Source organism: Acidisoma sp. C75, from assembly GCF_054665095.1.
In genome coordinates, this window is record NZ_BAAFHD010000002.1 from 276,539 (window position 1) to 297,276 (window position 20,738).

Annotated in this window: 17 protein-coding genes; 16 read left to right on the forward strand and 1 reads right to left on the reverse strand. The window is 66.7% G+C overall.

Annotation, left to right across the window (positions count from 1 at the left end):
- The first annotated feature begins 6 nt into the window (after nucleotides 1-6).
- From ACYQ7X_RS03585 to ACYQ7X_RS03630, 10 genes are all read left to right on the forward strand, one after another.
- Nucleotides 7-1,542, forward strand: coding sequence for a sugar ABC transporter ATP-binding protein (locus ACYQ7X_RS03585; protein ID WP_459695461.1), 1,536 nt, complete (start codon nucleotides 7-9; stop codon nucleotides 1,540-1,542).
- Nucleotides 1,539-3,587 (forward strand): ABC transporter permease subunit, encoded by a 2,049-nt coding sequence (locus ACYQ7X_RS03590; protein ID WP_459695462.1) that lies wholly within the window; start codon nucleotides 1,539-1,541, stop codon nucleotides 3,585-3,587. Before ACYQ7X_RS03585 ends, ACYQ7X_RS03590 begins: the two co-directional genes overlap by 4 nt.
- 10 nt (nucleotides 3,588-3,597) lie before the next feature.
- Entirely contained in the window at nucleotides 3,598-4,389 is a 792-nt protein-coding gene (locus tag ACYQ7X_RS03595; RefSeq protein ID WP_459695463.1) for an SDR family oxidoreductase, read from the forward strand.
- 41 nt (nucleotides 4,390-4,430) lie between these two features.
- On the forward strand, nucleotides 4,431-5,360 hold the full coding sequence (locus tag ACYQ7X_RS03600) for a beta-keto acid cleavage family enzyme (protein WP_459695464.1): 930 nt from the start codon (nucleotides 4,431-4,433) through the stop codon (nucleotides 5,358-5,360).
- A gap of 50 nt (nucleotides 5,361-5,410) precedes the next feature.
- Nucleotides 5,411-6,646 (forward strand): ABC transporter substrate-binding protein, encoded by a 1,236-nt coding sequence (locus ACYQ7X_RS03605; protein ID WP_459695465.1) that lies wholly within the window; start codon nucleotides 5,411-5,413, stop codon nucleotides 6,644-6,646.
- A gap of 178 nt (nucleotides 6,647-6,824) precedes the next feature.
- Entirely contained in the window at nucleotides 6,825-8,099 is a 1,275-nt protein-coding gene (locus ACYQ7X_RS03610) for a flavin-containing monooxygenase (protein WP_459695466.1), read from the forward strand.
- 2 nt (nucleotides 8,100-8,101) lie between these two features.
- Entirely contained in the window at nucleotides 8,102-8,530 is a 429-nt protein-coding gene (locus tag ACYQ7X_RS03615; protein WP_459695467.1) for a RidA family protein, read from the forward strand.
- Nucleotides 8,527-9,201 carry a DUF1028 domain-containing protein gene (locus ACYQ7X_RS03620; RefSeq protein WP_459695468.1) on the forward strand — a complete coding sequence of 225 codons (675 nt, stop codon included), beginning with the start codon at nucleotides 8,527-8,529 and terminating at the stop codon, nucleotides 9,199-9,201. Before ACYQ7X_RS03615 ends, ACYQ7X_RS03620 begins: the two co-directional genes overlap by 4 nt.
- An 83-nt stretch (nucleotides 9,202-9,284) precedes the next feature.
- Nucleotides 9,285-10,775 (forward strand): aldehyde dehydrogenase, encoded by a 1,491-nt coding sequence (locus ACYQ7X_RS03625; protein WP_459695469.1) that lies wholly within the window; start codon nucleotides 9,285-9,287, stop codon nucleotides 10,773-10,775.
- Nucleotides 10,776-10,819: 44 nt separating this feature from the next.
- Nucleotides 10,820-11,755 carry a LysR substrate-binding domain-containing protein gene (locus ACYQ7X_RS03630; RefSeq protein ID WP_459695470.1) on the forward strand — a complete coding sequence of 312 codons (936 nt, stop codon included), beginning with the start codon at nucleotides 10,820-10,822 and terminating at the stop codon, nucleotides 11,753-11,755.
- A 1-nt stretch (nucleotide 11,756) separates the two neighbouring features.
- Here ACYQ7X_RS03630 and argE read toward each other — a convergent pair whose 3' ends face one another.
- Nucleotides 11,757-12,914, reverse strand: a complete 1,158-nt coding sequence (argE, locus tag ACYQ7X_RS03635) for an acetylornithine deacetylase (RefSeq protein ID WP_459695471.1) — start codon at nucleotides 12,912-12,914, stop codon at nucleotides 11,757-11,759.
- Nucleotides 12,915-13,177: 263 nt separating this feature from the next.
- Here argE and ACYQ7X_RS03640 point away from each other — a divergent pair, with 263 nt between their 5' ends.
- The 6 genes from ACYQ7X_RS03640 (at nucleotide 13,178) to ACYQ7X_RS03665 (ending at nucleotide 20,562) form a co-directional block, all read left to right on the forward strand.
- Complete coding sequence (locus tag ACYQ7X_RS03640; RefSeq protein ID WP_459695472.1) at nucleotides 13,178-15,271, forward strand: oxidoreductase; 2,094 nt, start codon at nucleotides 13,178-13,180, stop codon at nucleotides 15,269-15,271.
- A 19-nt stretch (nucleotides 15,272-15,290) separates the two neighbouring features.
- A complete protein-coding gene (locus ACYQ7X_RS03645; protein ID WP_459695473.1) occupies nucleotides 15,291-16,670 on the forward strand; it encodes a purine-cytosine permease family protein in 1,380 nt (459 codons plus the stop codon).
- Between the two features lie 168 nt (nucleotides 16,671-16,838).
- Entirely contained in the window at nucleotides 16,839-18,386 is a 1,548-nt protein-coding gene (glpD, locus tag ACYQ7X_RS03650) for a glycerol-3-phosphate dehydrogenase (RefSeq protein ID WP_459695474.1), read from the forward strand.
- Between the two features lie 228 nt (nucleotides 18,387-18,614).
- Complete coding sequence (locus ACYQ7X_RS03655) at nucleotides 18,615-19,316, forward strand: cytochrome b/b6 domain-containing protein (RefSeq protein ID WP_459695475.1); 702 nt, start codon at nucleotides 18,615-18,617, stop codon at nucleotides 19,314-19,316.
- Nucleotides 19,313-20,089: a molybdopterin-dependent oxidoreductase gene (locus ACYQ7X_RS03660; protein WP_459695476.1), complete on the forward strand. Its 777-nt coding sequence runs from the start codon at nucleotides 19,313-19,315 to the stop codon at nucleotides 20,087-20,089. Before ACYQ7X_RS03655 ends, ACYQ7X_RS03660 begins: the two co-directional genes overlap by 4 nt.
- Nucleotides 20,090-20,094: 5 nt before the next feature.
- Nucleotides 20,095-20,562 (forward strand): hypothetical protein, encoded by a 468-nt coding sequence (locus ACYQ7X_RS03665; RefSeq protein ID WP_459695477.1) that lies wholly within the window; start codon nucleotides 20,095-20,097, stop codon nucleotides 20,560-20,562.
- Nucleotides 20,563-20,738: the final 176 nt, after the last annotated feature.

The window sequence follows — 20,738 nt, forward strand, 5'->3', positions numbered from 1 at the left end:
CTGCCGATGCCTGCGGCGATCGCGCTCGATGCGATAACCAAGCGATATGGCGCGACGGTCGCGCTCGCCGATGCGAGCCTCACGGTCGAAGCGGGCGAGACGCATGCGCTGCTCGGCGAAAACGGCGCGGGAAAATCGACCCTCGTCAAGATTCTGAGCGGCTTACTAAGGCCCGATAATGGCGGCATCGAGATCTTCGGTGAACGGGTCTCGCTGGCAAGCCGTGCGGAGTCGAGCAGGCGCGGTATCGAAGTCGCCTTTCAGGAAATCCCGCTCATCCCCGATCTGACGGTTGCCGAGAACATTCTGTTGCCAGATGCGCCGCGCCGGTTCGGCCTCTGGCGCGATCGGCGGGCGGCGCGGTGCCGGGTTGAGGAAATTCTCGCCACCTACGATCTGCCGGAGATCGATCCGGAGGCGGAGATCCGCACGCTCGATCTCTCGCTCCGCCAGAAGATCGAAATTCTCCGCGCGATCGCGCGGCGGCCGAAGATTTTACTGCTGGACGAGCCTTCGGCCGCGCTTGCGGCGCAGGACGTCGCCTGGCTCGGCGAGCGGATCGCGCAGCTGCGGGGCGAGGGCACGACGATCCTGCTCATCACCCACCGCATCCAGGAGGTGCGGGCCTATTGCGACCGGCTGTCCATCCTGCGCAACGGAAGGCATGTCGGCACGCATCGGACAGAGGTGATCGCCGATCGCGAGGTCTTTTCGCTCGTCATGGGCCGGCAGGTCGAAGCGGCATTCCCGCCGCGCCGCGTGCCCGCTCCGCCGGCCGAGCCCCCGCTTCTCGCGGCCGCGCGGCTGACCGCGGGCCCCAGGCTGCGCGATGTCTCCTTCCGTCTCGATGCCGGCGAGATCCTCGGTATTGCCGGGCTCGAAGGGATGGGCCAACTCGACCTTTTCAACGCGCTTTTCGGCGTCGGGCATATGAGCAGCGGCCGGGTGAGGGTGGGGGGGCGCGAGATGCTGCTCGGCTCCCCGCGCGATGCGATCCGCGCCGGCATCGGGCTGGTACCGGAGGATCGCAAGATCCAGGGCCTGGCGCTGAGCATGACGGGGCGGGAGAATGCATCTCTCGTGGCACTCGATGGTTTTACGCGCTTCGGCCTCATCGACCGAAGCCGGGAGGCCGCGCGGGTCGACGCCGCTTTCGCGCGGCTCGGCGTGCATCCGCGCGCGCATCACAAGCGCGCAGGCTCCTTCAGCGGCGGCAACCAGCAGAAGATCGTGCTCGCCAAATGGCTGCTGACCGACTGCAAGATCCTGCTCGCCTACGACCCGACACGTGGCGTCGATATCGGAACCAAGCACGAGATCTACGCTCTGTTGCGTGACTTCGCCGATGCCGGCGGCGCGGTGCTCTTCTATTCGACGGAGGTGCCGGAACTGATAGGGCTCGCGGATCGTGTGCTCGTGCTCTATCGCGGCGCGATCGGCGCGGAACTCGGGCCGGCGGCGATGGATGAAGACGCAATCGGCCGGGCCATGCTGGGGGCGGAGGTGCCGGCCGGCGTGCGGCATGCGGAGGCGGTCTCGTGAGTGCCAGCGCACCGCCCTTCGCGCGCCGCGCGCCGCTGCCGCGCCTGCTCCGCCGCCAGTCCGGCCTGCTCATCGCGATCCTCACCTTCCTCGCGGTGCTGGCACTGCTTGCGCTGAAATCGGCGCATGGCCTCGGCTACTACGATCTCTCGAGCACGGCGAGCAGCGCCGCGGCCCTCGCGCTTGCCGGGATGGGCGAGGCGATCGTGGTGATTGCCGGCGGGCTCGATCTCTCGGCGGGCGCGGTGATCGCGCTGACCAATTGCCTGCTTGCCCAGCATATGCAGGCGACGCCGGGTTCGATGCTGCTCTGGACGGCGCTCGCCCTCGCCATGGGTGGCGCGATCGGCGCCATCAACGGCATGCTGACGGTGTTGTTGCGCTTGCAGTCCGTGATCGTGACGCTGGCCACCATGTTCATCGTCGGGGGCGTCGCGCTCCTCGTGCTGGAGCAGCCGGGCGGGCAGGTACCGTCGGGCTTCTCGACATTCTTTACCGGCAACGCGATCCCGGGCCTGCTGCCGGCGCCGGTGCTCGTGCTGGCGGGGGCGGGCGCGCTCTGGAGCCTGATCCGCCGAACGGGCTTCGGCCTCAACCTCTATGCGGCGGGCAGCGATGCCGAGGCCGCGCGCATGAAGGGCGTGCCGCTTCGCCCCGTGCGCATCGGGGCCTTCGTGCTGGCGGGTGTTTTCTACGCCGGCGGCGGTCTTCTCCTCACCGCGCAGACCGGCTCGGGCGACCCGACCGTTGGCGGCCCGCTGCTGCTGCCGGTCTTCGTCGCCGTCGTGCTCGGCGGCACGTCTTTCGCCGGCGGGCGCGGCACGCCGATCGGCGCGATCTTCGGCGCGCTGACGCTGATGCTCGTCGTCAACCTACTGCTCGTCTTCAATGTGCCGACCTATTATGCGAGTGTGGTGGAGGGGCTGCTGCTGGTCGCCGCGGTGCTGAGCCAGTCTCTGGGCGGCAGCTCCCTCGTCTGGCCGCGGCTGCGCGGACGGCGGCTGCACGCGGGCGCGGGGCGCGAGGTGGCAGGCCAGGCGACGCCCGTGGTCCCCCCGCCGCTGCGGCCGGACACGAGCCTGCCGCGCGCGCCGATCCCCCGGTTCTTCGCCCGCAATGCCGGCACGCTGAGCTTTGCCGCACCCGTTTGGGCCGCGCTCCTGCTCACGCTCATCGTCATGGCGCTGCTCTTCGGTGCCCGCGTGCGGCCGGGCGCCTATCTCGATTCGTTGCTCGTGCTCGCTTCCTTCCTGGCGGTGCTCGGGCTTGGCCAGGGTGCGGTCGTCATGAGCGGCGGGCTGGACCTCTCGCCGCCCGCCATCATCACCGCCGCCGGCATCCTGCTGACCTCCTGGGCGAGCGCGTCGAACGAAGCCGCCCTCTGGGCGGTGCCGGCCGTGCTGCTCGCAGGCGCGCTGATCGGCGCGATCAACGGCATCGGCATCGCACTCTTCGGCATCTTCCCGCTGATCATGACGCTCGCCATGAACGGCATCATCGCCGGGCTCTCGCTCGTCTATACCAACGGCACGCCGAGCGGCTCTTCGCCACCCGCGATCTCCTGGGTGATGACAGGAAATTGGCGTGGCATCACACCCGTCGTCCTCCTGCTCATCCTCTTCGTGGCGCTCGCGACCGTGCTGCTGAGCCATACCGCCTACGGGCGGCGCCTCAAGGCCGTCGGCAATAGCCGCACCGCCGCCTTCTTCGCGGGCGTGCCCGTCAGCGGCACCTTGATCCGCACCTATATGCTGAGCGGGCTCTGTTCCGCGCTCGTCGGGATCATGCTGGTCGGCTTCTCCGGCCAAGCATTCAACGATATGGGCGATCCCTACCTGCTGCCGGCCATCGCCGTCGTCGTCATCGGCGGCACGCTGATGACGGGCGGGCGCGGGCACTATCTCGGCATGGTGGGCGGTGCCTTGTTTCTCACGGCGCTGACCACCATTCTGACAGGGCTGCTGCTGCCGGCCGCCTTCCGGAGCATGATCTTCGGACTGGTCGTTCTGGTCGCCGTTCTCGGCCTGCGGGAGCGAAGCCAATAGGGAGGCGAAGATGCAGGAGTTGAACGAACAAGGGCGGGAGCACGGCGGGCTGCGTGTGCTGGTCACGGCCGGTGCCTCCGGCATCGGGCGCGCGATCGCCGAAAGGCTCGCGGCCGGCGGCGCGAAGCTCTATATCTGCGACGTGTCGGACGCAGTGCTGGCGCAATTCAGCGCGGCCCATGCGGAGATCGGCGCGAGCCGAGCCGATGTCGCGGACGAGGGGGAGGTGGCGCGGCTCTTCGCTGAAGCGCGCGCGGCCCTCGGCGGGCTCGATGCGCTCGTCAATAATGCCGGCATCGCGGGGCCGACAGACGCGGTGGAAGAGATCGCGCCCGAGGCCTGGCGGCGGACGATCGATGTCAACCTCACGGGGCAGTTCCTCTGCACCCGGCAGGCGGTGCCGCTGCTGAAGGCGGCGGGCGGGGGTGCCATCGTCAATATCGCCTCCGTCGCCGGGCGGCTCGGCTATGCCTATCGCACGCCCTATGCCGCGAGCAAATGGGCAGTCGTCGGCTTCACGCAAAGCCTTGCCAAGGAGCTTGGGCCTGCGAACATCCGGGTCAACGCGGTGCTACCCGGCATCGTCGCGGGCGAGCGCATGACGAAGGTGATCCGCGCGCGGGCCGAGCAGCTCGGCCTCGGCTACAAGGTGATAGAGGCGCAATATCTCGAACGGATCTCGCTGCGCCGTATGGTGACGGCCGAGGATGTGGCGGCAACCGTCGCCTTCCTGCTCTCGCCCGCCGGGCGCAATATCTCCGGCCAGTCGCTGAGCGTGGACGGCAATGTCGAGACCATTTGAGCCCGGTGACCGCGGTTCATCACGAGACGAAAGGATGCGTCATGGCATCGCGTAAAGTCATCATCACCTGTGCGGTTACTGGCGCGATCCATACGCCCTCGATGTCTCCGCATCTGCCGGTCACGGCGGAGGAGATCACCCGCGCGGCAGTGGAAGCGGCGGAGGCGGGGGCGGCGATCATCCACCTGCATGCGCGGGATGAGGAGACCGGTCGCCCGGATCAGACACCCGAAGCCTTCGGCCGCTTTCTGCCGCGCATCCGCCAGGCGACTGATGCCGTGCTCAATCTGACGACTGGCGGCGCCCCCTATATGACGGTGCAGGAGCGGGTGCGCCCAGCTGAAGCCTTCAGGCCGGAAGTCGCCTCGCTCAATATGGGTTCGATGAATTTCGGCCTCTTCCCGATGCTCCAGCGCTTTCAGGAGTTCAAGCATGGGTGGGAGCGGGAGGCGCTGGAGAATTCGCGCGATCTCGTGTTCCGCAATACCTTCAAGGATATCGAATTTGTGCTGCGCACGCTGGGCGATAGCGGCACGCGCTTCGAGTTCGAGTGCTATGACACGGCGCATCTCTACAACCTCGCCCATTTCCTCGACCGTGGGCTCGTAGAGCCGCCGCTCTTCGTGCAGACGGTCTTCGGCATCCTCGGCGGCATCGGGCCCCATCCGGAAGACGTGTTGCATATGAAACGGACAGCCGACCGGCTGTTCGGTGACCGGTATCAATGGTCTGTCCTCGGCGCTGGGCGCAACCAGCTGGCGATCGCCGCGCAGGCGGCCGCAATGGGCGGCAATGTCCGCGTGGGGCTTGAAGATTCGCTCTGGGCCGGCCCTGGGCGGCTCGCCGCGAGCAATGCAGAGCAGGTGCGCGCGGTGCGCCAGATCATCGAAGGTCTCGGCCTTGCCATCGCGACACCCGCGGAGGCGCGCGGCATCTTGGCGCTCAAGGGCGCGGAGAATGTGGCGTTCTGAACGGCGGCTGCGGCACGTGCAACGATAACAACAAAAGGGAGAAGACGATCATGAGGGTAACTCGGCGTGATGTTCTGGGGTCGGCTGCCGCCGCCGCCGCATTGGCAGCGCTTCCAGCCAGGCGAGCGCGGGCGGCAGATGCGAAGAAGCTCACGATCGGCGTCTGCTCGGATTTCTCCGGCCCCTATAGTGGTGACGCCGGTGCGACATCCCTTGCCTGCGTTCGTCAGGCGATCGAGGATTGGGGCGCGGCACAGAAGGGCTACGACATCACAGTTATCCAGGGCGATCATCAGAACAAGCCAGATATCGGTGCGGGTCTCGCCCGGCAGTGGTTCGACAATGGCGTCGATATGCTCATCGACGTGCCGAATTCGGCTGTCGCGCTGGCAATCGCCAGCGTCGCCAAGGAAAAGAACCGCACTTATATCAACTCCAACGCCGCGACGACGCTGCTGACGGGGAAGGACTGCAATGCGGCCACCGTGCATTGGACGTACGACACCTATATGCTGGCGCATTCCACCGGCGGTGCGATGGTGCAGGAAGGCGGCAAGAAGTGGTTCTTCATCACCGCTGACTATGCCTTCGGCCATCTGCTGCGGGACCAGACGGCGGCAGTGGTGAAGGCGGCCGGCGGTTCGGTCGTCGGCAATGTCAACTACCCTTTCCCGCAGACGACGGATTTTTCCTCCTTCCTGTTGCAGGCGCAATCCTCCGGCGCGCAGGTGCTGGGGCTCGCCAATGCCGGCAAGGATACGGTGAACGCCGTGAAGCAGGCGCATCAGTTCGGCCTGACGCAAAGCGGCATGAAGATCGCCGGCTTGCTCATCTATCTCGGTGACGTGCACGGCATGGGGCTGGAGATCGCGCAGGGGCTGATCCTGACCGAGAGCTTCTACTGGAACCTCAACGACCGTACGCGCGCCTTCACCAAGCGCGTGCTGCCAAGGACGCCGAACAACTACCCCTCCATGGGCCATGCCGGCTGCTACAGCGGCACGCTCCATTTCCTCAAGGCCGTCGATGCCATCGGCGCGGCCTCGGCGCTGGAGGGAGACAAGGTGGTCGCTCAGATGAAGAAGATGCCGACGGATGATGACGCATTCGGCAAGAACTACATCCGCGAGGACGGGCGCTTCATGTGCCCCTCCTATCTCTTCCGGGTGAAGACGCCGAGCGAGAGCAAGATCCCTTGGGATTATTACGACCTCGTGCATCAGACACCAGCGAAAGATACCTTCGAGCCGATGGCCGAGGAGGATTGCCCGCTCGTCAAGAGCTGACGCGCGGGGGGCCGAGGGGGCGCCGGGCCAGCCGCCGGGCCGGCCCCCTTTAGGCGCAGGCTAATCCGGGCCGCGCCAAAACATAATTCGCGCGCGCGGCGCTTGGTCGTAGATGGCAGAACGAAGCCTATGCCATCGTCTGGCCGGGGCACCCGCCCCTCGAAACGGAAGCGCGCGCATGCCTGTCGAACACATAGAGACCCTCGTCGTCGGCGGTGGCCAGGCGGGGCTCGCCATGAGCGAGCATCTGGGGAAAAGCGGCGTGCCGCATCTCGTGCTGGAACGCCACCGCATTGCCGAACGCTGGCGCTCGGAGCGGTGGGATTCACTCGTCGCCAATGGCCCTGCCTGGCATGACCGCTTCCCTGGCATGGAGTTCGCCGGCATCGACCCTGAGGCTTTTCCGGGGAAGGAGGCAGTCGCCGACTATTTCGTCTCTTATGCCAGGATGATTGCGGCGCCGATCCGCTGTGGCGTGGAGGTGAAGTCCGTCGAGAAGATCCCGCACGCCCGCGGCTTTCGCGTGCTGACCTCGCATGGCGAGATCGAAGCGATGAATGTGGTTGTCGCCACCGGCGCGTTTCAGACGCCTGTTATCCCGCCGATCGTGCCGGCGGAGGCTGGGCTGACGCAGCTGCATTCGAGCGGCTATCGCAACCCCGGGCAGTTGCCTGAGGGCGCTGTGCTCGTCGTCGGCGCCGGCTCCTCCGGCAGCCAGATTGCCGATGAACTGCGCCGCGCGGGCCGGCGCGTCTTCCTCTCGGTGGGGCCCCATGGCCGCCCGCCGCGCAGCTATCGCGGGCGGGATTTCGTCTGGTGGCTCGGCGTGCTCGGCAAATGGGATCTGGCGACGCCGGCGGCGGGGGCAGAGCATGTGACGATCGCGGTGAGCGGCGCGCGCGGCGGCCAGACGGTCGATTTCCGGCGCCTCGCGGCCGAAGGGATGACGCTGCTCGGCCGGGTAGAGCGCTTCGAGGAGGATAGGCTCGCGATCGCCGGGGATCTCGCCGCCAATATCGCGCGGGGCGATGCCGATTACCTCGCGCTGCTGGATGAGGCGGATGCATACGTCACGGCCAATGGTCTCGATCTGCCGGAAGAGCCCGAAGCGCGGCTGATCCGCCCCGATCCGGATTGTGTGCGTCAGCCGATCCGTCAGCTCGATCTCGGGGCCGAGGGGATCACCAGCATCATCTGGGCGACCGGCTTCACCAATGATTTCGGCTGGCTCAAACTCGATATTTTCGACGAGCGTGGCCGGCCGCGCCATCAGCGCGGTGTCTCGGCCGAGCGCGGCATCTACTTCCTCGGGCTTCCCTGGCAGACGCGCCGCGGCTCCAGCTTCATCTGGGGGGTGTGGCATGATGCGAAATTCCTCGCGGATCATATCGCGACGCAGATGAAATACATGGCCTATAGCCCAAGTGAGCAACAGAAGAGCGAGGTCGCGTAACCATGGCCCATACCCGCATCCGCACGTTCAATACGCGCGATACCTACCCGGAGCAGAAGCTCGACAACGATCTCTGCCAGGCAGTGATTACCCGCGGCGGGCGGACCGTTTATCTGCGCGGCCAATGCCCGCAGGATCTCGATACCGCCAAGAACATCGACAGCCATGATGCGGCGGAACAGACGCATAAGGTGATGCAGAACATCCGCCAGCTCATCGAGGAATGCGGTGGGCGGATGGAGCATCTCGTCAAGGTCGTCGTCTATATCACCGATGTTCGACATCGAGAGGCGGTCTATCGGGTGATGGGCGAATATACCAAGGGCGTCTTTCCGGTCTCCACGGGTCTCGTCGTGCAGGCGCTCGCCCGGCCGGAATGGCTGGTCGAGATCGACGCGACTGCCGTGATCCCCGATGAGGATGGCGCATGACCTTCACCATCGTCGCGCGTTGCGCCCGCACCGGCATGTTCGGCGTGGCGACAAGCTCCTCCTCCCCGGCGGTCGCCGCGCGCTGCGCTTTCGCCGAAGCGCAGGTCGGTGCGGTGGCCAGCCAGAACGTGACGGATCCTGCTTTGGGCACGCGCGCGCTGCGGCTGATGGCGGCAGGGGCGACGGCTGCCGAGGCGCTCGCCATCCTCGCCCGTACCGCGCCGCATGCGGAGTATCGGCAGCTGCTGGCGGTCGGCGCCGATGGCGGGAGTGCCATCTACTCGGGCGCCAGGGTGCTCGGCACTTGGGGCGAGGCCAAGGGCCTGAACGTCGCCTGCGCCGGCAATCTCCTGGCGCATGAGGGCGTGCCGCAGGCGATGATGGAGGCTTTCCTCGGCGCGGAGGCTGCGCTCGGCGATCGTCTCATCACAGCACTCCGTGCCGGGCTCAGCGCCGGCGGGGAGGCGGGGCCGGTGCGCTCCGCCGGGCTCAAGCTGGTGGCCGAGCAGTCCTGGCCGGTTGCCGATCTGCGCTGCGATTGGAGCGAGGATTGCCCGATCGAGGCGCTGGCCAGGCTCTGGGCGCTCTACCAGCCGCAGCTTGAGGATTACGTGCGGCGTGCGCTCGATCCGCGGTCAGCGCCACGCTATGGTGTGGCGGGTGACGAATAGACGGCTGCCGATGAGGGTGGCGTGCGGGTCCGCATCCGCGGGGGTCGCCGTGCGCGGTGAATGACAGCGAGGGGGATGAGCCGATGAGCGAATTGAGCCACGAGCAATGGGTCCGCAAGGCCGCCGGCCTGCGGTTCCGCGATCGCGCCTTCATCGACGGCGGCTTCGTCCCCGCGCGCTCGGGCCGCACCTTTCCGAGCATCAATCCGGCGACCGAAGCGGTCCTCGCCGAGGTCGCCGCCTGCGGTGCCGAGGATATCGACCGCGCGGTCGCCGCCGCCCGCCGCAGTTTCGAGAGCGGCGTGTGGTCGCGCGCCAAGCCCGGACAGCGGAAGGAGGTGCTGCTGCGCCTCGCCCGGCTCATCCGCGAGCATCTGGAAGAATTCGCCCTGCTCGAATCGCTCGACATGGGCAAGCCGATCCAGGATGCGGCGACGATCGACGTGCCAGGAGCTGCCGACATCTTCCAATGGTATGGCGAGGCCGCGGACAAGCTCTATGACGAAATCGCGCCGACCGGGGAGGGGGATCTCGCCCTTGTCCGGCGCGAGCCGCTCGGCGTCGTCGGTGCCGTCGTGCCGTGGAACTTTCCGCTCGATATGGCGACGTGGAAATGCGCGCCTGCCCTCGCCGTCGGCAATTCCGTCGTGCTCAAGCCGGCCGAACAATCACCGCTTTCGGCCTTGCTGCTGGCGGAACTCGCGATGGAAGCGGGGCTGCCGGCGGGCGTGCTCAACGTCGTGCCGGGCCTGGGCGAGACGGCGGGCCAGGCGCTCGGCCGGCACCCCGATGTCGATTGCCTCGCCTTCACCGGCTCCACCGCCGTCGGCAAGCTCTTTCTGCAATATGCCGGCCAATCCAATATGAAGCAGGTTTGGCTGGAAACTGGCGGCAAGAGCCCGAACCTCGTCTTCGCCGATTGCGCCGATCTCGATGCCGCGGCGGAAATGGCGGCTCTCGCCATCTTCTTCAACCAAGGCGAGGTCTGTTCCGCCAATTCCCGCCTGCTGGTCGAGCGTCGGATCAAGGATGCCTTCCTTGAGAAGATCGTGGCGCAGGCGGCCGCGTGGCAGCCGGGTGATCCGCTCGACCCCGCGACCCGCATGGGCGCCATGGTCGATGCCGGCCATGCGGCGCGGGTGATGCGCTTCATCACCGCCGCCCGTGAGAGTGCGCGGCTGGTTCTGGGCGGCATGCCGGTGACGGTGAATGGCCGTGGCAGCTTCATCGCGCCGACGATCTTCGACGATGTCGCGCCGAGCGACCCGATAGCGCGCGAGGAGGTATTCGGCCCCGTCCTGTCGGTGGTCGCCTTCGATGACGAGGAGGAGGCGATCCGCCTCGCCAATGATACGCAATATGGCCTCGCCGCCTCGATCTGGACGGACAGCCTGGCGCGCGCCCATCGCGTCGCGCCGCGCTTGCGGGTGGGTACCGTGTCGGTCAACACGGTGGACGCGACGAGCCCGCTGACGCCATTCGGCGGCATGAAGCAATCCGGCTTCGGGCGCGATCTCTCGCTGCATGCGGTGGACAAATACACCGCGCTCAAGACGATCTGGATCAAGTATTGAGGCCCGCCTCGCCCGCGCCGGGCGCCTGACCGGCCGAGGGGACCATGGCGCTGAGGTTCACGCTGCGGCAGCTCGAATATTTCGTGGCGGTGGGGGAAGCCGGCAGCATCGCCCGGGCGGCCGAACTCGTGAACGTCTCGCCGCCGTCGATCTCCGCCTCGATCGTGCAGTTGGAGGCGGAGTTCGGCATCGATCTCTTCGTCCGCCGCCATTCGCATGGGCTTTCCCTCACCTCGGCGGGGCGCATCTTCCTGAAGGAAGCGGCGCGGCTGCTCAGCGAACTGGAGGCTTTGCGCGGCATCGCGAGCGATCTTTCGGGCAAGGCGCGCGGCCCGCTCGCCATCGGCTGTCTGCTCACCTTCGCGCAGATCCTGCTGCCCTCGCTGCGGCGCAAGTTCGAGGCCGCCTACCCCGAGGTGCGGGTGCGGCAGTGTGAGGGCAACCAGGGCCAGCTTCTGGACATGCTGCAGCAGGGAGAGATCGACGTCGCGCTGACCTACGATCTGGACGTGCCGCAGGATCTGGTTTTCGAGCCGCTCGCCACGCTGCCGCCCTATGTCATGCTGCCGGAACGGCACCCGCTGGCCGGCCGCACGGAAGTGACGCCGGAGGAGCTGGTGGGCGAGCCGATGGTGCTGCTCGATCTCCCCTTCAGCCGGGATTATTTCCTATCAGCCTTTCACGCCCGCGGGCTTCGCCCGAACATCGCCGAGCGGACGGCGGATATCGCCGTCATGCGCTCGATGGTCGCCAATGGTTTCGGCTATGGCATCGCCAATATGCGGCCGCTCAACACGCTTTCGCCCGATGGCAAGCCGCTGTGCTTCGTGCCGCTGGTGGGCGGCATCCGTCCGCTGACCATGGGGCTCGCCATGCCGGCGGCGGAGCATCGTACCCAGACGCTCGCCGCCTTCGTCCAGCATTGCCGTCGCTTCGTGGGCGAGCAGGGGGTCTTCGGGCTCAGCCGCGAGGCTGAATAGCTCAGCCGAGACCCTGGACGAGGTGGCGTTCGAGCGCCGCCAGCATGGCATCCGCGCGGCGAAGCTGTTCGATGCTCACGAACTCGTCGGGCTTGTGGCCCTGCATCATCGAGCCTGGGCCGCAGACGACCGTGGGCACGCCAAGCTCGGCGCTGAAGAGCCCGCCCTCGGTGCCGAAGGCGACCTTGATCGTCGCATTGCCGCCGGTCAGCGATTTGACGAAGGCGACGGCATCCGAGGTCCGCGGCGTATCGAGGCCGGGATAGGTGTTGAAGATCTCGATATCGATGGCGGCTTCGGGCGCATGTTCTGCGGCGCGCGCCACGATGCCTGCCGCCGCCTGCCGCAGCCGCTCCATGATGACGGAGGGATCATCCGCCGCGACATTGCGGATCTCGAAATCGAGCGCGCAATGGTTCGGCACGATATTGAGCGCGACGCCGGCATTGAAGCGCCCGACATGGAGCGTGGTATAGGGGATATCGTAATCGCCATCCCGCGGGCCTTCGCGCTCGATCCGTGTCTGCTCGGCACGAATGGCGGCGACGAAATCGCAGCCGAGATGGATGGCGTTGAGCGCGAGCGGGGCGAGCGCCGAATGCCCCTCCCGCCCCCGGGCGATGGCATGCGCCCCGACCTTGCCCTTATGTCCGGTGGCGACCGTCATCTCCGTCGGCTCGCCGACGATGCAGAGGCGCGGGCGGACCGGTGCCGCTCGCAGCATGTCGAGCAAGCTATGAACGCCGAGGCAGCCCAGCTCCTCGTCATAGGAGAGGGCGAGGTGCAGCGGCGTCTGCAGTTCGCGCTGGGCGGCGCGGAGCATGGCGGACAGCGCGCAGGCGACGAAGCCTTTCATATCGGCCGCCCCCCGGCCGTAAAGCCTGCCGTCCCGCTCGGTCATCTCGAAGGGCGGTAGCGTCCAGTTCTGCCCATCGACGGGGACGACATCGCTATGGCCTGAAAGCAGGACGCCGGGTCGATCGGCCGGCCCGATGCTCGCGAAGAGATTTGCCTTGTTATGGGCGTGATCGGGGATGATCTCGCAAACGATGCCGTGGTCGCCCAACAGCCCCGCGACATAGTGGATAAGGGCGAGGTTGGAGTCGCGGCTGACCGTCGGGAAGGCGATGAGCTTCGCCAGGATATCGATGCTGTCCATCGGGTCGCGCCCTTTCAGTGAGGAGAACCGGCACTATCCGTCATGCCCGGCTTTGCGCGCGGCATCAACCGGGCGGGCCGCCGATCGGCGGCTTAGGCGGAGGCTAAGCAGGGCGGAAAAAAGAAGTTGTTTTCCCCTGCTATGCGCCGGTCACAATTCTGTCAAAAGCCGTGGCCGGGCCTCGCGTCGGGGAAGAAGCGGCCGAAGCCCCGATCCGCCCGAGAGCCGGGCCGGGCCGTCAATGCTGAAGGTATGAGAGCAGAATGCGTGATCCGCGCTATGATGTGCTTTTCGAAGAGGTGCGGATCGGCCCGGTCATCGCCCGCAACCGCTTCTTCCAGGTGCCGCATTGCAACGGCATGGGCTATCGTGATCCATCTGCGCTCGCCACTATGCGGGCGGTGAAGGCGCAGGGCGGCTGGGGCGTCGTCTGCACCGAGCAGGCGGAGATCCATCCCTCCGCCGAGATTTGCCCCTTCATCGAACTCCGCATCTGGTCCGATCAGGATATTCCGATGCTCGCCCGCACGGCGGATGCCGTGCATCAATACGGCGCGCTTGCCGGGCTTCAACTCTGCCATAACGGGATGAACGCACCGAACCTCTACTCGCGCGAAATCCCCATGGGGCCGGCGGATCTGCCGGTCTTCAGCGTCTTCAATGATCCGGTGCAGGCGCGCGCGATGGACCGGGAGGACATTCGCAATCTCCGCCGCTGGCACCGGGAAGCAGCCATCCGCGCCAAGCGCGCAGGCTATGACATGGTCTATGTCTATGCCGGCAAGCTCTTCGGGGGCCCGATGTTCTTCCTCTCCCGCCGTTTCAATACGCGCACCGATGAATATGGCGGCTCGATGGAGAATCGCGCGCGGCTGCTGCGGGAGTTGATCGAGGACGTGAAGGACGCGGTGGGCGATAGCCTTGCCGTTGCCTGCCGCATCTCCGTCGATGAGATGATCGGCGAGGAGGGACTGCACGCTTCCGAAGCGCGGGACATTATCGGCCATTTGGGCGAGGTGCCCGATCTCTGGGATCTGACGCTTTCCTCCTGGGATAATGACAGCCAGACCTCGCGCTTTGCCGATGAAGCCTATCAGGAGCCTTTCGTGACGGGCGTGAAGGCGATGACGACGAAACCTGTGGTGGGCGTCGGGCGCTTCACCTCGCCCGATACCATGGTGCGGATGATCCGCGGGGGCGTGCTCGATTTCATCGGCGCCGCGCGCCCCTCGATCGCCGATCCCTTCATCCCGGAGAAGATCCGCGAAGGCCGGATCGAGGATATTCGCGAATGTATCGGCTGCAATATCTGTATCGCCGGAGACCATACATCCTCGATCTCCCGCTGCACGCAGAACCCGGCCATGGGCGAGGAATGGCGCCGCGGCTGGCACCCGGAATATATCCGCCCGCGCGAGGATGATGGCCGCGTGCTGGTGGTGGGCGCGGGCCCTGCGGGGCTGGAAGCCGCGATGATGCTGGGGCGGCGCGGGCATGAGGTGGCGCTTGCCGAAGCCGGGCGGCAGTTGGGCGGGCGGCTGATCCCCGAGCGGCGGTTGCCGGGGCTTTCCGCCTGGGGGCGCGTCGCCGATTACCGGATCGGGCAGCTTCAGCGCATGACCAATGTCGAGACCTATTTCGAGAGCGACCTCTCGGCCGAGGACGTTCTGAGTTTCGGGTTCGAGCATGTGGTGCTGGCAACCGGCAGCCACTGGCGGGGCGATGGCGTCGGCCGCGCGGTGCTCAAGCCGCTCGCGGTCAGCGGCGCGGAGGTGCTGACGCCGGATGATCTGATGGCAGGCCGGCGGCCCGCCGCGCGCGCGGTTCTGTTGTTCGATGATGACCATTACTACATGGGCGGCGTGCTGGCCGAACTTCTGGTGCGCGAGGGTTTCTCGGTCACCCTCGTCACCCCGGCGGCGACCGCTTCCGCCTGGACCTTCAACACCATGGAGCAGCACAAGATCCAGGCCCGGCTGATGGAGCTTGGCGTGCGCATTCTGCCGAGCAAGATCCTCATCAGCGCGAGCGAGGGCCAGGCCAGGCTCGCCTGCGCCTTCACGGGCCGGGAGAGCGTGGAGGAAGCGGGCGCGCTGGTGCTCGTCACCGCGCGGTTGCCGCGGAATGAACTCGCCCAGGCGCTGGCCGCCCGTGCGGGCGATTGGGCCGATGCGGGCCTCCGCTCCGTCACCACCATCGGCGATGCGCTGGCACCGGGCACCATCGCTGCCGCCGTCTTCGGCGGGCGCCGCTATGCCGAGGAGCTTGGCGTGCCGCGCGATCCTGCGGCCTTGCCCTTCAGGCGCGAAGTCGCCGAATTGCTTCCCTTCGATCCCCGCGCCATCCTGGCGCAGTAACCACCGCGAGGATAGTGCCTTGGCCAATGAAAAACCGGCTGCCATAGAACAGCACACGATCTATCCCATTCCGCACGATCAGCGGCACGGCACCTTCCGCGATCTCTTCACGATCTGGTTCGGCTCCAACATCATGATGCTGACGATCGTCACGGGCGCACTGGCGACCACGGTCTTCAAGCTCGACTTCGTCTCCTCGATCTGGGCGATCGCCATCGGCAATTTCGTGGGCGCCATCTTCATGGCGCTGCATGCGGCCCAAGGCCCGCAGCTTGGCGTGCCGCAGATGGTGCAGACGCGCGGGCAGTTCGGCTCGGTGGGTGCCGTGCTCGTCGTCGGTATCGTCATCATCATGTATGTCGGCTTCCTGGCGTCGAATATCGTGCTCGGCGGCCAGTCGCTCGCGACCATCCTGCCGCATGTCAACGAAAAGCTGCTCATCCTGCTCGTCGCCGTCATCAGCCTGATCGCGACGATGTATGGGCATGATCTCATCCACGCCTATGCGCGGGTTCTGACCTTCGCCTCGGGTGCGGCACTCGTCCTCGCCTTCATCTGGATCGTCTTCATCCATGGCGTGCCGGCCAATCTCGGTCATCTCAACAAGTTCACGCTGGTCGGCTTCTTCTCGACGATTTCGGTCGGCGCGCTGTGGCAGATCGCCTATGCGCCCTACGTGTCCGACTATTCGCGCTACATGCCGCATGATACGGGCGCGAAACCCGCTTTCTGGGCTTCGTATCTCGGCTGCTCCATCGGCTCCATCCTGCCGATGATCCTGGGCGCGCTGCTCGGCCTCGTCGCCGCCAATGGCGATCCGGTGAGCGGGCTCACCACCTTCACCGGCGCGATCGCGGTTCCCGTCGTCATCATTTTCTCGGTCGGCATCGCCGGCACCAATGCGATGAACCTCTACTGCGGCGTGCTTTCCTCGATCACGCTTGTCCATACCTTCGTGCCGAGCTGGCGTGCGGGTGCCATGGCGCGCATGGTGACGGCGACCGTCATCACCCTCGTCGGGCTGGCGATCGCGCTCTTCGCCGCGGGCAACTTCCTCACCAACTACACCAACTTCATCCTGCTGCTGCTCTATGTGCTGGTGCCCTGGACGGCGATCAACCTCGTCGATTTCTACCTCGTCCGCCATGGCGAGTATGACGTGAACGCCTTCTTCACGGCCGAAGGCGGCATCTACGGGCGCTTCAACAAACCCGCCATCGGCTGCTACATCCTCGGCATCCTGATCCAGCTGCCCTTCGTCTCGACCGAGCTTTATACCGGCCCGATCGCGAAGGCGCTCGGCGGCGTCGATCTCTCCTGGATCGTCGGCCTCCTCGTGATCAGCCCGGTCTATTACCTGTTGGCGCAGCGCATGGCGCCGCGGGCGATCACGACCTGATAGGCCGGCGGGGCGGGGGCGGCGGAGGCCGCGCCCCGCGCCTCGCCAGCCTCGCGCGACGGCGCTCGAACGCTCGGCGTCTGCGATCCGTCGCCGCTTGCGCCTGCGAAAGTTTCGTGCCTCTCTGGGGTGCTAGGCGCGCAAGCGCGCGGGGAGGAGGGCAGCAGATTGGCAGAGTCCGGCAGTAGCGCTCAACCCTATGATCTGGCCATCATCGGCGGCGGCGTGAATGGCTGCGGAATTGCGCGCGATGCCGCAGGCCGCGGCTGGAGCGTCTTTCTCTGCGAGCAGAAAGATCTCGGTTCCGGAACGTCGAGCGCCTCGACCAAGCTCATCCATGGCGGGCTGCGCTATCTCGAATACTACGAATTCCGCCTCGTCCGCGAAGCGCTGATGGAGCGCGAGGTCCTCTGGGGGATCGCGCCGCACATAGTCTGGCCGCTGCGCTTCGTGCTGCCTTATCACAAGCAGCTGAGGCCGCGCTGGATGCTACGGCTCGGCCTGTTTCTCTACGATCATATCGGCGGGCGGCGGGAATTGCCGCCGACGCGTAGCCTCGATCTGCGGCGGGATGTCACCGGCGGGCCGCTGCGGCCGGAGTATCGCCGCGGCTTCGAATATTCCGATTGCTGGGTCGAGGATTCGCGCCTCGTGGTGCTGAACGCCATGGCGGCGGCGGAGCGTGGCGCGGTGATCTCCCCGCGGACGCGCTGCCTTTCGGCGGAACGGGCGGGCGCTGCCTGGCGGGTCGCGGTGCGAGACGAAGCGTCAGGCATGACGCGCACGGTCCATGCCCGCGCGCTCGTCAATGCCGCTGGCCCCTGGGTCGGCGATGTCGGCAACAGCGTGCTGCACGGCAATGCGCGGGCGCCGGTGCGCCTCGTCCAGGGAAGCCATATCGTCGTGCCCAAGCTCTACGATCATCCCGGCTGCTACATCTTCCAGAACGCGGATCGGCGGATCTTCTTCGTCATCCCCTATGAGCGGGATTTCACGCTGATCGGCACCACCGATCAGGACTATCAGGGCGATCCCTCCCTTGTGCATGCAACGGAGGAGGAGGTCGCCTATCTCTGCCGCTCGGCCAGCGCCTATCTGGAGAAGGCGGTAACGCCCGATGAGGTGGTCTGGACCTATTCGGGCGTGCGGCCGCTCTATGACGAGGCGGGCGCCTCCGCGGCGCAGGCCGCGACGCGCGATTACGTGCTGAAGCTCGATGCGGAGGCGGGCCGCCCGCCGCTGCTCTCGGTCTATGGCGGCAAGATCACGACCTATCGGCGGCTGGCCGAATCCGCCCTCGCGCAGTTGGCGCCGCATCTGCGGCCGGTGGCGGGCGAGGCGCCCGGATGGACGGGGCGCGTGCCGCTGCCGGGCGGCGATTTTCCACGCCAAGGCTTCGAGGAGCTGCGGCGGGCAATGGCCGCCCGCTATCCCTTCCTGGCCGAAAGCCACCTCCGCCGCCTGCTGCGCGCCTATGGTACGCGTGTGCCCGCGGTGCTGGGCGATGCGCGCGCGATGGCCGATCTCGGCCGACTCTACGGCGCCGATCTGACGGAGGCGGAAATCCGCTACCTCGTCCGCGCCGAATGGGCGAGCAGCGCCGAGGATATCCTCTGGCGCCGATCCAAGCTCGGCCTGCGCCTGGGCGAGGCTGATCTCGCCCGGCTCCGGGACGATCTGGGCGCGGTCATCGGGGCGGAAAGGCGCGTCGCCTGACCGGCTATCCCGCGTCGCCCATGGGCGGCCGGCGTGATCGTCGCGCGGGTGGAGGTTTCGCATCCGCTCCTGCGCCGCCGCGCGGCCAGTGTGACGGTGCGATGGCATGCTTAATTCTGCGTGAAGTCGTTCCGGAAACTTGTTAGGAGGAAGTGGCCGGTCATGCGGTAGGGCCACCTTCGGGCAGCTGTGCAAGATCGAGGCGCCGGGACGAGGTGAGGAGTAGTGATGTCGGATTGGACGACTTCCCCCCAGGCAGCGCCGCCGCACGGGGCCTCGACCTCCCGACCCGCCGCCGAGCGGCGGCTGCACCCCCTGCCTCTCCGCATCATGCATTGGGTCAATGCCGGGATCATGCTGGTCATGATCACCTCGGGCTGGGGCATCTATGATGACGACGTGATCATCCACGGCCTGCATTTCAGCGGCTTCTGGCGGCTCGGCAGCTGGGCGGCGCCGAGCCTCAACTGGCATTTCGCCGGCATGTGGATCTTCGGCATCAACGGCCTCTGCTATCTCGCCTACGGCTTCGCCACCGGCCGTTTCAGGGAGCGGCTGCTGCCGATCCGCCCGCGCGATCTCGTGCACACGGTGCGAGACACCCTGCGCTTCAAGATCGCGCATGAGGATCTGACGATCTACAACGCGATCCAGAAGCTGCTCTACATCATCGTCATCCTCGCTTGCGTCAATCAGGCGGTGACGGGGCTTGCCATCTGGAAGCCGGTGCAATTTTCCCCATTGGTCGCTCTTTTCGGCGGCTTTCAGACTGCGCGGGTGTTCCATTTCGCCGGCATGGCGATCATCGTCGGGTTCCTGCTGGTTCATGTCCTGCTGTCGCTTCTGGTGCCGAAAACGATCGGCGCGATGGTGCTGGGCGGGCCGCGCCTGCCGCCCCGCCGCGCCCCGGCCCGGGGGGCCAAGCAATGACATCGCCGTTCCGGCCTGCGGATGCCGACCGCTACGATACGGCGCTCGATCTCCATCGCCCGCTCATCCGCTCGCTTGAGCGGCGCGGCCTGCTGCGCGGCGGGCTGACGCTCGGCAGCCTCGTCATGCTGACCGGCTGCGATGGCAGCAGCCCGCAATCGGTCGAGAATGCGCTGATCGCCATTTCGCGCTTGACCGACCGGGTGCAGGCCTTCCTCTTCAACCCGAACAAGCTGGCGCCGACCTATCCGGCCTCGATGATCCTGCGGCCGCCCAAGTTCAACGCCTATTATGACGTGGTGGATGTCAAGCCGGTGGACGGGGCGAGCTGGCGGCTCGAACTCTCCGGCCTCATCGCCGATAAGCGGCCCTGGACGCTCGCCCAGCTCCAGGCGCTGCCGCAGAGCTCGATGGTCATCAAGCATATTTGCGTGGAAGGCTGGAGCTATATCGGCGGCTGGTCGGGCGTGCCGCTGCGCGCCTTCCTCGAACATGTGGGGGCGGATCTGCGGGCCAAATACGTGGCCTTCAAAACCGCCGACAACTATCCGAGCAGTATCGACATGGCCTCCGCGCTGCATCCGCAGACCATGCTTGCGCTGGATTACGGTGGCGCTCCGCTGGCCGATCCCTTCGGCTTTCCGCTGCGCCTGCGGACCGCTGTGAAGCTCGGCTACAAGAATGCCAAGTGGGTCACGGCGATCGAGGTGACGAATACCTACCCAGGCGGCTATTGGGAATCGCGCGGGTTTTCCTGGTTCGCGGGGATTTGAACAAGATGCGCGCGGTCGGCTGGGTGACGCTCCTCCTCCTCCTCGCTGCGGGCGGCACGGCGCCCGCGCTCGCGCAGAGCCCGATGCCGGGGGGCATGCCGCCGCCCTCGGGCATGAGCCTTGCGCAATCCGCCGCCATGCGCTTCCCCCAGCCCGTGCGGGTGGGGGATCTCGCCGGGCGGCTCATCCTGCAACCGGTGGAAAGCCAGGTCATTCTCGGCCGGGTGCAAGGCGTCGTGCAGAATGCGCAGGGCGAGATTTTCGTCGTCATGAACTTCGGCGGCTTCTACGGCTTCGGCGGCAGAAAGATTGCCGTGCCGGTGGACGGGATGGTATTGCTCGGCCAGGATATGGAGGTGGTGGCTTTCACGCCGAAGCAGCTCGCGGGTTTTCCGACCTTCGATCCTGCGGGAACCACCGCCGTGCCGGGTGACACGACAATCAAGGTCGGGCTGGCCAAGCCATCTCACTAGGTCGTGATATCAACCGTCAGCGGCGCGGCGCGGCGCTTTTTCCCATAGGCAGGATGGCGGGCAGCGGCGCTTGGTCGGCCTGCGCGCAAGGGCGGGCGCCTCAATACCATCTTCCGGCGAGGGATGTGCGGCACTGCCCGGCGCGCGGGCTCTCAGGGCGGCCGAGGCCATGAACG